The sequence below is a fragment of the Actinospineispora acaciae DSM 45401 genome, assembly GCF_000620785.1.
GTDB lineage: Bacteria > Actinomycetota > Actinomycetes > Mycobacteriales > Pseudonocardiaceae > Pseudonocardia > Pseudonocardia acaciae.
The window spans coordinates 188600-203090 of record NZ_JIAI01000002.1; the positions used below are offsets into that span (position 1 = coordinate 188600).

Below are 14491 nucleotides of genomic sequence, written 5' to 3' on the forward strand. Positions count from 1 at the left end.
CCGGAGTGAACGGAGACGGCGCGCTGGACATGCGAGCGGTCGCTGGTTCGAACCCTGCCGCGCCCACCGCCGTGACCCGGGGGGAGCCGGTGCGACGTCGTTCGTGGTTCGCGGTCGAGGGGACGCTGGAGCCGCTCGACCATGACGGGCCGTCGTTCTTCCGGTTTCCCCAGGCCGTCGCGGAGCACGTGATCGAGCGCTACTCCGCGCGCGGGGACTGGGTATTCGATCCCTTCTGCGGGTTCGGCACCACCCTGGTGGTGGCCGAGCGTGTGGGCCGCCACGCGGTCGGGTGCGAGGTCGACGAGGGGCGCGCGGCGTTCAGCGCCTCGCGCCTGGCCGAGCCGGGTCGCGTGGTGCACGGCAGCCGCGGGGACGTCACCGCGAGCCGGTGGCCGCCTTTCGCGTTGCTGTTCACCAGCCCTCCGTACGTCAGCTTCCGGTCCGGCGGGGACGACCACCCGGCGACCTATCTCGCGGACGCCCGCCGCCTGTTCTCCGGGTTCACCCGGCTGTTGGCCCCGGGCGCCACGGTCGCCGTGGAGGTCTCGCAGCTGCGCCACGGCGACCGCACGCGCCCGCTGGTGTGGCAGCTCGGCACCGCGCTGAGCGAGATCTTCACGCTGCGGGAGGACCTGGTCCGCGTCAATACGGGTGACACCGAAGCCGGCCCCGGCTACGACCACGCCCACGTCCTCATCTTCGACATGCCAGCCGAGGCGGGAGGAAACAGTGGATGAGCTCGAGTCGGATCGGGCGCACGGTGCGCGGATCTACGACTACATCCTGGGTGGCAACGACAACTTCGCGGTGGATCGCCAGGCCGGCGAGGCGACGCTTCGGGCGTGGCCGGCGATGCGGGTCTCGATGCGCGCGAACCGTGCGTTCATGCACCGGGTGGGTCGGTTCCTGGCCGCCGAGCGCGGCGTCCGGCAGTTCCTGGACATCGGCGCCGGCATACCCACCCGGCCCAACCTGCACGAGGTGGTGCAGGAGGTCGCGCCCGAGGCGCGCATCGTCTATGTCGACAACGATCCGATCGTCCTCGCGCACGCCCAGGCGTTGCTGACCGGTACCCCGCAGGGGCGCACCGCGTACATCAGCGCGGACGTGCGTGAGCCGGACGGGATCCTCGGCGCCCGGGAGCTGCACGACACGCTCGACCTCGACCGGCCGGTGGGGTTGTTGATCATCGCGATGTTGCAGTTCATCGAGGACGACGAGGAGGCGCTGCGGGTGACCCGTCGGGTGCTGGACGCGCTGCCGTCGGGAAGCTACCTCGCCGTGACCATCGCCACCGCCGACTTCGCGCCGGAGCCCCTCGGCAAGGTCCGCGAGCAGTACAACGCGCACGGGGAGACCTTGCGGCTCCGTACGAAAGAGCAGGCAGCGCGGTTCTTCGAGGGGCTCGAGCTGGAGGAGCCGGGCGTGGTGCAGACGCACAGGTGGCGCCCCGACCCGGCCGACGCCGGCACGATCGCCGACGCCGACATCGCCATGTACGGGGCGGTGGGGCGCAAGCCGTGAGCGTGGGTCGGCTGGTGTTGATCAATGGCGCCCCGGCCAGCGGGAAGTCGACGCTGGCCAGGATGTACGCGCGGGAGCATCCGCTCACGCTGGCATTGGACATCGACACGGTCAGGGGGATGCTCGGGGGCTGGTTGGACCGGCCCACCGAGGCGGGGCTGCTCGCGCGGCGGATGGCCGTCGAGATGGCGCGGGTGGCGCTGGGCGAGGGCAGGGACGTGCTGGTCCCGCAGTTCCTCGGCCGGGTGGACTTCATCGTCGAGCTGGAACGGCTGTGCGGCCAGGTCGGCGCCGAGTTCGTCGAGGTCGCGCTGCTCAGCGACGCACGGGACGCCACCGAGCGGTTCGTGCGGCGCTCGCGGCGGCCGGAGAGCCCGGAGCACCGGGACGCGGCGGCGTTGCGGGAGCGCGGCGGCGGGGTCGAGGAGCTGGCGGCGATGTACGAGCGGTTGCTCGCCGTGGTGGCCGGCCGGACTCGGACCCGCACGGTGACCACCGTGGACGGCGAGGTGGACAGGGCCTATCGCGACCTGGTGGCCTGTATCGACGGTGTTCGCCGGACGTAGACCTCCAGCCAGAGATGGTTCTCCTGGTACGGCACGAGGGTGGTGTGCTCGAACTCCAGCTCGCCCAGCCGGGGATGGCGCAGCCCGATCACCCCGGTACGGCCGCCGGCCACCTCGCCGGCCTCCCACCAGGCGCGGAACCGAGGACTGTCGGCGGTGAGCTCGGCGATCACGGATCGGAACCTCGGGTTGTCCGGCCAGCTCGCGCCGGTGGTCCGCAACTGGCCGACTATCGCTTTCGCGACGGACTCCCAGCCGACGATCAGGTCTTTCGAGCGTGGGTCGGTGAACACCTGGAGGGCGAGGTTGCGGCGGTCGCTCGGCAGCTTGTCGAAGTTGCCGAACACCTCGGCGAACGAACGGTTCCAGAGAAGGACGTCCAGGGCCGGGCCGAGCAGGTATGCCGGGTGCGGCGAGAGGTGTTCCACGAGGGTGCGCAGGCTCGCCGGAATGTCGGCGACGGACATGTCCTTCTCGACCGGAAGTTCGTATCCGGCCAGCCGGAAAAGGTATTCGCGCTCGGTCCCGTGCAACCGCAGCGCGTCGGCGATGCTCCCGAGCACCTGACGAGAAGCCCGAACTTCCCTGCCCTGTTCCAGCCAGGTGTACCAGGTGTGGCTGACCGATGCGATATGCGCGACCTCCTCGCGGCGCAGCCCGGACGTGCGGCGCCGGCCCGATGAGACCAGGCCGACGTCCTCCGGGGTGATCCGGCCTCGCCTGGCGCGCAGGAATCGCCCCAGCTCGACACGGTCGTCACGCACGTACGGAGACTAGGCCGTGTTTAAGAAGTCCAGGTCGATGGGCTTCGTGATCCAGGTGGTTCCTGGCAAGGCGGAGGTGAGCCCGGGTACCGGGTTTGTACCCGGGCTTGCCGACAACGCCGCCAGGGGCCGCCTGGGCGCGAAGACCGCGATCAGGGGCTTCTTAAACGCGGCCTAGTACCGCTTCTACCAGCATGTCCGCTCACTGGCACGCGCCGGAACCGGCCCGCGACGATGCCCAGGTCGGCAGGGAGGCTGGCCCATGACGCGGGTGACGCAGGTAGGGACCGTTCCGGAGTCGGTGGTTCGCCGGTCGGTCGTGGCCACCGCGATCGGCAACGGCGTCGAGTGGATGGACTTCACCGTCTACGGGTTCGTCGCCGGCTGGATCGGGGCGGCGTTCTTTCCCGGTGACAGCCCGTCGCTGCAGGTCGTGGCCAGTTTCGCCGCCTTCGCCAGCTCGTACCTGGTGCGCCCGCTCGGTGGGCTGTTCTTCGGCTCGCTCGGCGACCGGTTCGGCCGCCAGCGGGTGCTGGCCACGACCGTGCTGCTGATGGCGCTGGCCACGGCCCTGAACGGTGTCATCCCGGGCTATGCGACGGCCGGGCCGTTCGCCGTCGTGCTGCTGATCGCCTGCCGGCTGCTGCAGGGCTTCTCGGCCGGCGGCGAGTACGGCGGCGCGGCGACCTACCTGGCCGAGTTCGCGCCCGACCGGCGGCGCGGTTTCTATTGCAGTTTCCTCGAGTTCGGCACGTTGTGCGGCAGCGGGTTGAGCATGAGCATGGTGCTCGGACTGGACATTGTTCTCGGGCCCGCCGCGATGGCCGAATGGGGCTGGCGGATCCCTTTCCTGGTGGCCGGCGCTTTCGGTGTCGTGGGGCTGTACCTGAGGCTCAGGTTGGAGGACACGCCGGCATTCCGGGCGTTGGTGAGCGAAGGGGACCTGCCCCGGGCGCCGTTGCGGGAGGCGGTCACCGGCGCGGTTCGGCCGATCCTGCTCTGCATGGGGCTGGTGCTGGTCTACAACGTGCTGAACTACACGGTCGGCGCCTATCTGCCGACGTATCTGTCGCGGACCGTGGGATTCGGCGAGCGCGCCGCGCTGGTGGTGATGCTGGGCACCCTGTTGGTGATGCTCGCGGTGATTACCGGGGTGGGCGCGCTCTCGGACCGAATCGGGCGCAAACCGTTGCTCATCGCGGCCTGCGGGGGCGTCGTCCTGCTCGCCTATCCGGCATTTCTGCTCATGTCCAGCGGGTTTCTCGTCGCCGTCGTCGTCGGTGTTCTCATCCTGGCGCTGTTGCTGGTGACGATGCTCGGCACCATGTCGGCCACGCTGCCGTCGCTGTTCCCGACCCGCGTTCGCTACAGCGGTTTCTCGATCGCCTTCAACGTCTGCACCTCGGTGTTCGCCGGGACCTCGCCGCTGGCGATGGCCGGGCTGACCGAGGCGACCGGAAGCGCGGCCGCCCCCGCCTACTACCTGATCGCGGCCGGGCTCGTCTCGTTCGTGCCGATCCTGCTGGTCCGCGAGTCGTCCGGAAGGCCGCTGCCCGGCTCGGGCGCGTTGTTGGCAACCCCACGCGAGAGGTGAACCGCATGACGAAGATCGGCCTGCTGTACCCGACCCGGGACCGGGGCGAGGACGACTACCTGGCCCTGGCCGCCATGGTGGACCCGGCGACGGCGGTCGAGCTGGCCTACGTGCCGTGGGGGCCGACGGCGGCCCGGGGTCGGGGTCGGCGGCTGGACGCGGCGGGGAAGGTGGCCGCCCTGCGCGAGCTGGGCGAGATCGACCGGCTGTGCACGGCCGCCGAGGAGTTTCGGGTGGTCGGGCCGGAGGTGGTGAGCTGGACGTGCTCCAGCGGGAGCTTCCTGTGGGGGCTCGACGGCGCGCGCAAGCAGGCGCACGCCCTGGCCGGTGTGCTCGGCGTCCCGGCCAGCAGCACCTCGCTGGCGTTCCTGGCCGCGATCGAGTCGCTCGGGGTGTCCCGGGTGGCGCTGGCGTCGGTCTACTCGACGGAGGTGACGGACGGCTTCATCGCGTTCCTCGCCGAGGCCGGGGTCGAGACGGTGAGCCGCATCGACCTGGACGCCCGGTCGGACCGGCAGCTGGCCGGGTGGGGCCGGTCCACGCTGTTCGAGATGGTCGAGCTGTGCGACGTCGGCGGTGCCGAGGCGGTGTTGGTCCCGGAGACCGCGTTGCACACCGCCCACATCCTCGGCGAGCTGGAGGAGCGCGCCGGCAAGCCGGTGCTCACCGCCACCGGCGTGACGATGTGGGACGCCCTGCGGAGGATCGGTCGTCCGGCCGAGGCGCCGGGGTGCGGCGCGCTGTTTGACGTCCGGCGCACCAGTCTGAAAGAGTAGTTTCGAAAGAACTCTTTCGGATGTGGATGGGACACGGATGGGGCACCCGACGCCACGCAGGGTCGGCGACGTCGACGCGCTGAAGGCGCTCGCCCATCCGTTGCGGGTCGCGCTGCTGCACCGCCTGGTCGGGGTCGGCCCGGGCACGGCGAGCGAGTGCGCGGAGGCGGTCGGGTCGAGCGCGTCCAACTGCAGCTGGCACCTGCGCCAGCTCGCGAAGTTCGGTTTCGTCGAACGCGTCGAGGGGGGTGACGGGCGGGAGCGCCGATGGCGGTCGACCGAGGTCGGGTTCGACGTCGGCGCGTTCGACGAGGACCCGACGGTGCGCACGCAGCAGGACGCGCTGCTCGCGATGCGGATCAACGAGGACAACCGGCTCCTGCAACGGTTCCTCGACGGCCAGCACGAGCTGTCGAGGGAATGGCTGCTCGCGTCGGCGCTGCACGGGTACACGGTCAACGTCACCCCGGAGGAGCTGACCGCGCTGCTCGGTGCCGTCGACGACCTGCTGCGGCCCTACCTCGTCCCGGTGCGCGCGGACGCCCCCGACGACGCGGCGCCCGCCTACATCAACATCCGGGCGTTCCCACGTTGAACCGTCCACGCCGGACCAGACCTGAAGGATCTTCACGCATGCTTCGTCATCGCTGGCTGCCGCCGTTCGCGCTGGTCGCCGTCCTGCTCGTGGCCGGGTGCTCGGCCGGAGGTGGCTTCGGGGCGAACACCAAGACCATGACCGCCGACGCGACGGTCACCGAGGCGGTGACGTCCGTGGAGGTCACCGACGCGGCCAGCGGGTCCATCCGGGTCAGTCCTGGCAGCGGTCAAGGCGTCGGCGTTCACCGCACCGTCCACTACCGCGACGAAGTCCCGCCGAGGCCGAGCCAGCGGGTGTCCGGTGGCGTGCTCACCTTCGACAGGGGCTGCGAGAACTGCTACATCGACTACGAGCTGACGGTGCCCGCCTCGGCCGGGGTCACGCTCGGCAGCGCCAGCGGCGACGTCGACGTGCGGGGAGTGGCCTCGGCGGACGTGCGCACCGCGTCCGGGCGGGTCACGGCGGAGTCCATCGCCGGAGGGTTCAGCGCGCGGACCTCGTCCGGCGACATCACCGGCGGCGGGCTCGGTGGCGGGCTCGGTGGCGGGGAGGTCAGGGTGGACACCCAGTCCGGGGCGACCGAGCTGCGGTTCGTCGCGGCGCCGGGTTCGGTGACCGCGCGGGCCGTCTCCGGCGATGTGCGGGTCACGGTGCCGGCCGGGCGGTACCGGGTCGAGGCGGCCACCAAGTCCGGTCAGCGCCAGGTGGACGTCCCCAGCGATCCCGCCTCGGGCGCGCGCATCGCGGTGGAGTCCCTCTCGGGCAACGTGACGGTCTCCGCCCGCTAGGGGACGAACACCACCCGGCGCCGGCCGTCCGCGTTGAGCCAGGCCGTCGCCACGTCGGCCAGCGGCACCCGTTCGATCTCGATCTCCAGCTCGCCGGCGGCGGTCCAGGTCAGCAGGTCGCGGTAGACGCCGGCAACCTCGTCCAGGTCGGGCAGCCGCCGGCCGGTGCCGCCGTTGCCGACCAGTTCGAGCGGCGCGGCGCGCAGCGCGGTGGCCGGCAGGGTCAGCGTGGCGCCGGCGCTGATGCCGACCTGGACGTACCGGATCCTCGGGGCCTGAGACCCGGCGAGCGCGGCGAACAGCGCCTCCGCCGGCGGCCCCCAGAGGTAGTCCACGACGAGGTCGTACGGCCCGGCGGTGGCGAAGGCGGCGGCCAGCTCCTCGCGCGGGCTGTCGACGCGGATGGTGGCGTCGGCGCCGAGCGTCTCCAGTACGCGCGCGTCCCGTCCGGCGGCGACGACCCGGCCGGCGCCGTACCGCCTGGCGATCCGGGCGGCGATCCGGCCCGAGGCGCCGGTCGCGCCCAGGACCAGCACGGACTGGCCCTCGGTCAGCTCGCCGACGTGCACCAGGGCCTTCCAGGCGGCCAGGCCGGGGTTGGCGAGCGCGGCGGCCGTCACGTCGTCGACGCCGTGCGGCACCGGCAGCCACATCCCGGGGCGCAGCGCCACCCGCTCGGCCATCCCGCCGTACGGCGGCGCCGGCGCCAGGAAGGCCACCCGGCTGCCGTCGTCCAGGACGCCCACCCCGTCCGCCCCGACCACCAGCGGGAACCGGGCCGGGGCGGCGTGGTGCGCGCCGTCGGCCAGCCACCTGTCCACCGGTTTCAGTGCGGCGGCCAGCACGGTGGCCACGACCTGGCCGTCGGCGGCGGACGGGGCCGGGAACGGTTCGTAGCGCGGGGTAGCTCCCTGAGCGTGCAGCACGGCGGCGTTGATCGTCTCGTTGCCCATCGTGGTCTCCCTGTCACGGACAGTTGCGTTCGCTATGAACGTAACTCTACGGAAACTCCGTTCGTAGTGCACGGAGTTTGGGGGTACCGCATGTGTCATACACTGCGCTACAGTGTGGTACATGGATGAGCGTGGAGGTGGTACGGCTTCGCGTGCGACGTCGTACCGGCTGGACGCGGCGGTGAAGGCCCGGCTGGAGCGGCAGGCGGCGGCCGAGGGCGTCACCGAGCGGCTGCTGCTGGAACGCCTGGTCACCGAGGGGCTGGACGGGCTGCACTACCCGGGGATCGTGTACCGGGGCGGGCCGACAGGGCGCCGCGCCGCGCTCGCCGTCGGGCCAGACGTCTGGGAGGTGGTCTCGGCGCTGCGCCACACCAGCGGGGGCGACGAGGAGCGGGTCCAGGTACTGGCCGAGCAGTTCGAGCTGCATCCCCGGCACATCAGGACGGCCCTCGACTTCGCCGCCGATCACCGGGCGGACATCGACCGGCAGGTCGCCGAGAACGAGGCGGCGGCCGAGCGTGCCCGGCAGGTCGCCGAGCGGCGCGCCGACCTGATGGCGTCGTGACGCGGTGCGGTTCCTGATCGACGAGATGTTCCCGCCGGGGACCTGTGGGCATCTCGACCACTACGGCCACGACGCGATCCACGTCCGCGACCGCGGCGTGAACGCCCGCCCGGACGAGGAGGTGGCGGCGCTCGCCGTCCGTGAGGACCGGGTGCTGGTCACCGAGAACGTCAAGGACTTCGCGCAGGAACGCCAGCTCGTCGTGGTGTGCGTGCTGAAGTCGCGGCTGGTCGCCCGGTCCCTGGCGACCCAGCTCGCCGACTTGCTCGACGCCTGGGCGGACCTCAACCCGGACCCGTACCTGGGCATGCACTGGCCCAAGATCGGCGACTAGGCGTCCCGCGCGGCGTCGGCGAGGCGTTCGAAGGTCAGGGTGTCGCGCTCGGTCAGCAGCAGGCGGCTGAGCCGCAGCATGGCGGTGGCCGCGGCGGTGTAGGTGTCGTCGTCCAGGGACTCCAGGTCGCTGACCTTGGCCAGGCCGATGGTGCGGCGGGCGGCCTCGCAGCCGGCGAACCCGAAGCCGTCGCGGCGGATGACGTCCAGCCAGGAGGCGAGGTAGGCGTCGGGGTACTTCTCCGGGCAGCGCCGCGTGGGCCACAGCTCGGACAGCCGCGCGCGGAACCGGTGCCAGCTCGACTCGCAGGTGGCGACCAGGCTCGCCGCCCGGTCGGGCTGGCCGAGCGCGGCGGCCCTGGCGCCGGCGAAGAGCATGTTCGCCCACAGCAGGCCCAGGTCGAACCCGACGGGGCCGTAGCAGGCGAACTCGGAGTCGAACGCCTTCACCGACAGCTCGGGGCCGTCGCCGCGCACGAACACGCTGCCGGTGTGCAGGTCGCCGTGCAGCAGCGCCTCCTGGGCGGTGAGGAACCGGTGCTTGAGCGCCATCGCGGCCGCCACCCACTCCGGGTCGCCCTGCAGCCGCGCCACCACCGGTTCGAGCATCGGACGCACCGAGTTGCGCGCCGCTCCGAGGTAGGGCTCGGTGAGGATCAGGTCCTCGGTGATCGCGCACAGCTCCGGGTTCGCGGCCCCGGCCGCCCGTACCCGAAACTCCTCCTCGCCCAGGCCCAGCCACGAGGTGCCGAAGGCGACGTCGGCGACGTACTCGCCCAGCCGTTCGGCCACGCCCTCGAACGGCCCGCCGGCGTTCAGCCGGGTGCGGAACACCTCGTGGTCGGTCAGGTCCTCCAGGGCGAGCACGTACCTGTCGGCGTCGAAGTCGATCAACCGGCAGACGTGCGGGGACAGCGCGGCGTGCGCCCGGATGGCCGCCGCCTCCCTGGTGGCCCGCTCCTCGGTCATCGGCCAGTCCGGGCCGACCAGCCGCACGTACGGCAGCGCCTGCTTGAGCACCAGGCCCCGGCCGGCCGCGTCGGCGCAGACGAACACCAGGTTGAGGTTGCCGTCGCCGACCTCGGACACGGTCAGCGTGGCGGGGTCGACCAGCTCGCGCAGCGCGGCGCGGCCCGCGAGGTAGCCGGGGACGTCCTCGGTGGTCAGCTCGTTCCCGAACCCTGTCAGTGAAGTCATTGGACCTGCCTCCGGCGCCGGCGGCGCAGCGAGAACGACATCAGCAGCGCGAAGATCAGTACCAGGCCCTTGATCAGGTCCTGGGTGAAGTAGGGCAGGCCGAGCTGGGTCAGGCCCTGCAGGATCAGCCCGATGAAGATCGCGCCGACCACGGTGCCCAGCGCGTTCGGCTTCTTGGCGCCCAGCACCGCGTAGCCGACCAGCGTCATCGCCACCGCGTCCAGCAGCGCGGAGTCGCCGGCGGTGACGTCGCCCTGGCGCAGCCGGGAGGCCAGGATGATGCCGGCGATCGCGGCCAGCACGCCGGAGATCGCGTACGCGGCGAACTGGTAGCGGCGCACCCTCGCGCCGGCCAGCCGGGCGGCCTCGGAGTTCCCGCCGACCGCGTAGAACACCCGCCCGTACCGGGTGCGCTCCAGGAACACCCAGACCAGCACGGCGATGAGCGCGAACAGGTACACCGACAGCGGGATGCCGAGCACCTCGTTGCCGTCGATGGCGGCGAAGTCGTCGGTGAACCGGCCGGTGACCTTCTCCCCGCTCGGCAGCGTCATGCCGGTGATCAGGGTCTGGCCGTCCACCAGCCAGCGTTTGAGCCCCTGGACGGTGAACATGGTGCCCAGCGCGGCCAGCAGCGGCGGCACGTTGAGCACCACGATCAGCGCGGCGTTCGCGCAGCCGACCACCAGCCCGGCGATCAGGCAGGCCAGGATCGCGGTGCCGCCGGTCAGCGCGAACCTGACCATCGTCACCGCCGCCACGGTGACCGACAGCCCGGCCACCGCGCCCACCGAGAGGTCCAGGTCGCCGACCACGGCGGTCAGCGTCATGCCCAGCGCGGCGATCGCGGCCACCGCCTGGGTCTGCAGGATCGAGACCCCGTTGTTCACCGTGGCGAAACCGGGGATGAGCAGCGAGAACACGATCGCGACCAGCAGCCCGACCAGCACCACGCCGTAGCGGACGGCGAAGTCCGTGACCGAGAACGAGGTGCGTTCTCCCACCGAGACCTGGGCCGTCATGCACTGTCCTTTCGGGTGGTCACGCTCATGGCGTCGATGAGCCGTTCCCGGGAGGCCTCGCCCAGCCCCAGGTCGGCGACCACGTGGCCGTGGTTGAACACCACGATCCGGTCGCCGACCTCGAGCGCCTCGTCCAGGTCGGAGGTGGCCACCAGCACGGCGGCCTGGCTGGTCAGCCGGCGCACGGTGGCGCCGATGTCGTGGCGGGCGTTGATGTCCACGCCCCGGAACGGCTCGTCGAGCAGCAGCGCCTTCGGCTCGCCGAGCAGCCAGCGCCCGATGACGACCTTCTGCTGGTTGCCGCCGGAGAGGGTGTGGATCGGGCTGGACGGGTCGCGGGCGACCACCCCGATGTCGTCCATCATGGTCCGGGTGGCGCGGCGCTCCGCGGGCCCGCGCATCAGCGTGCCGGCCGAGAACCGCTTCAGGAACGGCAGTGTCATCTGGGAGAACACCGGCCAGTCCGGGATGATCGCCTGCTCGTGGCGCGACTCGGGCAGCAGGTAGACGCCGTCGCGAACCGCGTCGCCGGGGTGTTCCGGGGCGAACTCGCCCGTGCCGCTCAGCTCCCGGCGGCCGGCGATCACCGGCCGGGCGCCGAAGATCCACTCCAGCAGCTCGGTCTTGCCGCTGCCCAGCAGGCCGAGCAGGACGGTGACCTGGCCCCGGTGCAGGTCGAGGTCGAACGGTTTCGAGTCCGGGAAGACCTGGACGTCGCGCAGGCTCAGCACGGTCGGGCCGGCGGGCAGCTCGTCGCGCCGCATCTGCGCCGGGGTCCTGTCGAACAGCGCGGTCAGCACCTCCGGCCAGTCGAAGGCGTGCCGCTCGTCGCGGAAGAACTCGCCGGGCATGGCGCCGTCGCGCAGCACCCCGACGTGGTGGCAGAGCCTGTCGAACTCGGCCAGCTTGTGGGTCACGAACAGCACGGTCATGCCGTCGGCGACCAGCGAGCGGACCAGGTCGAACAGCCGCGAGGTCTCCTCGGCGGACAGCGCGGAGGTCGGCTCGTCCAGGATCAGGATCTCCGGCTTGCGCGACAGCGCGCGGGCCAGCACCAGCAGCTGGCGGTCGGACACCCCGAGCCGGCGCGCCGGCCAGCGCAGCACCTGTTTGGTCAGGTGCATGCCCAGGGTCTCGGCCACCTCGAGGGCGTGCCGTTCGGTGCGCGCGCGGCTGAACCCACGCGGGGAGTCGCGGTCGGTGAGCCGGTCCAGCGCCAGGTTCTCCGCGACCGTCATGTCCAGCACCACGCCGTCGTTCGGGTTCTGGTAGACGGTGCCGACGCCGGCCCGCTGCGCCGCGAGCGGGTCCGGGAAGCCGACCGGCTCGCCGCCGAGCAGGATCCGCCCGCCGTCCGGCTGCTCGGCCCCGGACAAGATCTTGATCAACGTCGACTTGCCCGCGCCGTTGGCGCCCATCAGCCCGTAGATCGCCCCCTTCTCCACGCCGAAGCTGACCCCGCGCAGCACCCGGTTCGGGCCGTAGCTCTTGGCGATGTCCCGCACCTCGAGCACCGTGCTCCCCACGCTGCCTCCTTTGTGGATAACCCGTGAGTGGCTAGGGCCGCTATGACGGCCCTAGCCACTCACGGGGTAGGTCACGCGCCCGGGCGGATCTGGGGGATCCAGGGCGCCCCGAGGATGTCCGGGGTGTTCAGGTCCGGCAGGGCGGTGCGCAGCTCGTCCATGTTGGTGACGTTGCGCTGGCGCAGCATGTCCTGGGTGATCAGGGCGGCCGGGATGGTCAGCTTCTGCGGCATCTGGACGCCGGCGCCGGCGGCGACCGCGGCGCGGGCCACGATGGCGCCCACGTTGGCCGGGTCGGTGGCGGCGGTGGCGCGCCACGGGCTTCCCGGCTCGGTCATCTGCTGGATGTCCGCGGTGGAGATGTCCACCCCGTACACCTTCACCTTGTCCGACATGTTGTTCTGCCGCAGCGCGATCAGGGCGCCCTTGGCCAGCTCGTCGTAGGCGGCGAAGGCCAGCGTGGTGGTCGGGGCGGCCTTGAGCGCGGCGGCGCCCTCGGCGGCGGTGTCGGCGAACGTGGACTCGGAGTACTTGCCGAACTTCGCGACCTGGCTGAACGACGTGTTCGCCTTGAGGAACTGCTGGTACACCTCATTGCGGGAGTCCAGCGGGGCGATCCCGGAGACGTTGACGTAGGCGATCTTGCCGCCGGCCGGGTTGTCCTGCTTCATGTAGTCGAGGATCTTGGTGGCGATCGAGGTGTCGTCCTGCGAGATGTACATCGCCTTGCAGTTGGCGATGTTCACGTCGTAGACCACCACCGGGATGCCCTTGGAGATCGCCTCGTCGATCTTGGGGTTCACCGAGTCGGCGAGGCCGTGGTCGACGATGATCACGTTCGGCTGGCTGGCGATCGCGTCGTTGAACTGGGCGACCTGCTTGGCGTTGTCACCGCGCGCGTCGAACACGGCCATCTGTCCGCCGGCCGCCTTGACCTGCGCGTCCGCGCCCCGACCCCACTGCTCGAAGTAGTCGCCCACGCCGGACTGGCGGACCATGGCGACCTTGAAGCCGTCCTTGGCGCCGGCCGGCTTGGCGGCCGGCGGCTTGAAGTCGTTCTGCACCGTGCGGTTGCAGGGCTGGCCGGCCGCCGACCCGGACTGGCCGCCGCCGGCGCCGCCCGGGTTCTGCGAGCAGCCCACCAGGGCGACCGAGGCGATCGCGGCAGCGCCGATGATGCGCAACGCCTTGGATTTCATCGTTTCTCCTGTTCGGTGCTGTGGTCGCCGGAGTTGGCGATCACCCGTTGGTCGGTGACGATCGCGGTGATGAGCTCGGCGGGGGTGACGTCGAACGCCGGGTTCAGCGCAGTGGCGCCCTCGGGGGTGGTGCGGACGCCGCGGAAGGAGCAGACCTCGTCGCTGCCCCGGTCCTCGATCTCGATCGCGTCGCCGTGCGGGGTGTCGGCGTCCACGGTGGTCTCGGGCGCGACGACCAGGAACGGGACGTATGCGTGCCGGGCGGCCAGCGCGAGCGAGAACGTGCCGATCTTGTTGGCGGTGTCGCCGTTCGCGGCGATCCGGTCGGCGCCGACCAGCACCGCGTCCACCGCACCGCCGGCCAGCGTGGTGGCGGCCGCCGAGTCGACGATCACGTCGTAGCGCGCGCCCATCCGGGCCAGCTCCCAGGCGGTCAGCCGGGCGCCCTGCAGCAGCGGGCGGGTCTCGCACACCAGCGCGCGCTCCAGCCTGCCGTCCAGGTGCAGCCGCTCGACCACGCCGAGGGCGGTGCCGTGCTCCACGGCGGCCAGCGCGCCGGTGTTGCACAGGGTCATCACGGTGAGCCGGGGGCGGTCGGGGAGCAGTTGGGTGAGCAGGTCGGCGCCGCGGCTGGCCATCGCCTTGCTGGCGGCGATGTCCTCGTCGCGCACGGCCAGGGCGGCCTCGAGCGCGGCGGGCGCGCCGCCGGAGTCGAAGGCGGCCAGGGCGGTGTCCACGCCGAGCGCGAGGTTCACCGCTGTGGGACGGGCGGCGCGCAGCTCGGCGGCGGCGGCGCGGGCGCGCTCGGCCGGCAGGTCCTGGACGGCCAGCGCCACGCCCAGCGCGCCGGCCACACCCAACGCGGGGGCGCCACGCACGGCCAGCCGGCGGATCGCGTCGACCAGCTGGTCCGGCCGATGGATGTCGAGCTCGACGAGCTCGGCGGGCAGCACGGTCTGGTCGACCAGCCGAATGTGGCCGCCGCCCGCCCCGGGCACCCAGTCGATCGTGCGCATCCGCTGCCTTCCACCTCGATCCACCGGGCACCGGACGGGCACGGCGGCGTGACACTCCTGCGAG

General features: G+C 71.8%; 16 protein-coding genes. 9 read left to right on the top strand and 7 right to left on the bottom strand.

Annotation, left to right across the window (positions count from 1 at the left end; genetic code table 11):
- Positions 1-89 precede the first annotated feature (89 nt).
- The 3 genes from N912_RS60145 to N912_RS0110475 are packed head-to-tail and all read left to right on the top strand — an operon-like array spanning position 90 to position 2093.
- On the top strand, positions 90-740 hold the full coding sequence (locus N912_RS60145) for a DNA methyltransferase (RefSeq protein ID WP_245645242.1): 651 nt from the start codon (positions 90-92) through the stop codon (positions 738-740).
- Positions 733-1527 (top strand): SAM-dependent methyltransferase, encoded by a 795-nt coding sequence (locus N912_RS0110470; RefSeq protein ID WP_028922385.1) that lies wholly within the window; start codon positions 733-735, stop codon positions 1525-1527. The genes N912_RS60145 and N912_RS0110470 overlap by 8 nt, the downstream gene beginning before the upstream one ends.
- Complete coding sequence (locus N912_RS0110475) at positions 1524-2093, top strand: P-loop nucleotide/nucleoside kinase family protein (RefSeq protein WP_245645243.1); 570 nt, start codon at positions 1524-1526, stop codon at positions 2091-2093. Before N912_RS0110470 ends, N912_RS0110475 begins: the two co-directional genes overlap by 4 nt.
- Here N912_RS0110475 and N912_RS50955 read toward each other — a convergent pair.
- Positions 2048-2857: a helix-turn-helix transcriptional regulator gene (locus tag N912_RS50955; RefSeq protein ID WP_051580008.1), complete on the bottom strand. Its 810-nt coding sequence runs from the start codon at positions 2855-2857 to the stop codon at positions 2048-2050. The genes N912_RS0110475 and N912_RS50955 overlap by 46 nt on opposite strands.
- Before the next feature lie 262 nt (positions 2858-3119).
- On the opposite strand from N912_RS50955, the gene N912_RS50960 reads away from it, so the two are divergent.
- From N912_RS50960 to N912_RS0110505, 4 genes are read left to right on the top strand one after another with little or no spacing between them, the layout of a single operon-like run.
- A complete protein-coding gene (locus N912_RS50960) occupies positions 3120-4451 on the top strand; it encodes an MFS transporter (protein WP_051580009.1) in 1332 nt (443 codons plus the stop codon).
- Positions 4452-4456: 5 nt separating this feature from the next.
- Positions 4457-5227 carry a maleate cis-trans isomerase family protein gene (locus tag N912_RS0110495; protein WP_028922387.1) on the top strand — a complete coding sequence of 257 codons (771 nt, stop codon included), beginning with the start codon at positions 4457-4459 and terminating at the stop codon, positions 5225-5227.
- A 37-nt stretch (positions 5228-5264) separates the two neighbouring features.
- Positions 5265-5822 (top strand): ArsR/SmtB family transcription factor, encoded by a 558-nt coding sequence (locus tag N912_RS0110500; RefSeq protein ID WP_028922388.1) that lies wholly within the window; start codon positions 5265-5267, stop codon positions 5820-5822.
- Positions 5823-5860: 38 nt separating this feature from the next.
- On the top strand, positions 5861-6613 hold the full coding sequence (locus N912_RS0110505) for a DUF4097 family beta strand repeat-containing protein (RefSeq protein ID WP_028922389.1): 753 nt from the start codon (positions 5861-5863) through the stop codon (positions 6611-6613).
- Here N912_RS0110505 and N912_RS0110510 read toward each other — a convergent pair.
- The gene (locus tag N912_RS0110510) at positions 6610-7566 is read right to left on the bottom strand and encodes a quinone oxidoreductase family protein (RefSeq protein WP_051580010.1); all 957 of its coding nucleotides are present in this window, start codon (positions 7564-7566) and stop codon (positions 6610-6612) included. The genes N912_RS0110505 and N912_RS0110510 overlap by 4 nt on opposite strands.
- Before the next feature lie 121 nt (positions 7567-7687).
- Between N912_RS0110510 and N912_RS0110515 the strand changes: the two genes are divergently transcribed.
- Positions 7688-8134, top strand: a complete 447-nt coding sequence (locus N912_RS0110515; protein WP_064745267.1) for a hypothetical protein — start codon at positions 7688-7690, stop codon at positions 8132-8134.
- A 4-nt stretch (positions 8135-8138) separates the two neighbouring features.
- Positions 8139-8468, top strand: coding sequence for a DUF5615 family PIN-like protein (locus N912_RS0110520; protein WP_028922392.1), 330 nt, complete (start codon positions 8139-8141; stop codon positions 8466-8468).
- Here N912_RS0110520 and mtnK read toward each other — a convergent pair.
- The 5 genes from mtnK to mtnA form a co-directional block, all read right to left on the bottom strand.
- Positions 8465-9664 carry an S-methyl-5-thioribose kinase gene (mtnK, locus tag N912_RS0110525; protein WP_028922393.1) on the bottom strand — a complete coding sequence of 400 codons (1200 nt, stop codon included), beginning with the start codon at positions 9662-9664 and terminating at the stop codon, positions 8465-8467. The genes N912_RS0110520 and mtnK overlap by 4 nt on opposite strands.
- Positions 9661-10686, bottom strand: coding sequence for an ABC transporter permease (locus N912_RS0110530; RefSeq protein WP_028922394.1), 1026 nt, complete (start codon positions 10684-10686; stop codon positions 9661-9663). Before N912_RS0110530 ends, mtnK begins: the two co-directional genes overlap by 4 nt.
- Complete coding sequence (locus N912_RS0110535) at positions 10683-12212, bottom strand: sugar ABC transporter ATP-binding protein (RefSeq protein WP_051580011.1); 1530 nt, start codon at positions 12210-12212, stop codon at positions 10683-10685. Before N912_RS0110535 ends, N912_RS0110530 begins: the two co-directional genes overlap by 4 nt.
- A gap of 71 nt (positions 12213-12283) precedes the next feature.
- Positions 12284-13411 carry a substrate-binding domain-containing protein gene (locus tag N912_RS0110540; RefSeq protein WP_028922396.1) on the bottom strand — a complete coding sequence of 376 codons (1128 nt, stop codon included), beginning with the start codon at positions 13409-13411 and terminating at the stop codon, positions 12284-12286.
- On the bottom strand, positions 13408-14427 hold the full coding sequence (gene mtnA, locus N912_RS0110545; protein WP_028922397.1) for an S-methyl-5-thioribose-1-phosphate isomerase: 1020 nt from the start codon (positions 14425-14427) through the stop codon (positions 13408-13410). Before mtnA ends, N912_RS0110540 begins: the two co-directional genes overlap by 4 nt.
- Positions 14428-14491 lie beyond the last annotated feature (64 nt).

Bases quoted from the DNA above. Each gene is read 5' to 3' on its own strand.
- N912_RS0110540 (WP_028922396.1), bottom strand. From the start codon at position 13,411: ATGAAATCCAAGGCGTTGCGCATCATCGGCGCTGCCGCGATCGCCTCG.
- N912_RS0110510 (WP_051580010.1), bottom strand. From the start codon at position 7,566: ATGGGCAACGAGACGATCAACGCCGCCGTGCTGCACGCTCAGGGAGCT.
- N912_RS0110505 (WP_028922389.1), top strand. From the start codon at position 5,861: ATGCTTCGTCATCGCTGGCTGCCGCCGTTCGCGCTGGTCGCCGTCCTG.
- N912_RS0110515 (WP_064745267.1), top strand. From the start codon at position 7,688: ATGGATGAGCGTGGAGGTGGTACGGCTTCGCGTGCGACGTCGTACCGG.
- N912_RS0110500 (WP_028922388.1), top strand. From the start codon at position 5,265: ATGGGGCACCCGACGCCACGCAGGGTCGGCGACGTCGACGCGCTGAAG.
- N912_RS0110495 (WP_028922387.1), top strand. From the start codon at position 4,457: ATGACGAAGATCGGCCTGCTGTACCCGACCCGGGACCGGGGCGAGGAC.
- N912_RS50960 (WP_051580009.1), top strand. From the start codon at position 3,120: ATGACGCGGGTGACGCAGGTAGGGACCGTTCCGGAGTCGGTGGTTCGC.
- N912_RS0110530 (WP_028922394.1), bottom strand. From the start codon at position 10,686: ATGACGGCCCAGGTCTCGGTGGGAGAACGCACCTCGTTCTCGGTCACG.
- mtnK (WP_028922393.1), bottom strand. From the start codon at position 9,664: ATGACTTCACTGACAGGGTTCGGGAACGAGCTGACCACCGAGGACGTC.
- mtnA (WP_028922397.1), bottom strand. From the start codon at position 14,427: ATGCGCACGATCGACTGGGTGCCCGGGGCGGGCGGCGGCCACATTCGG.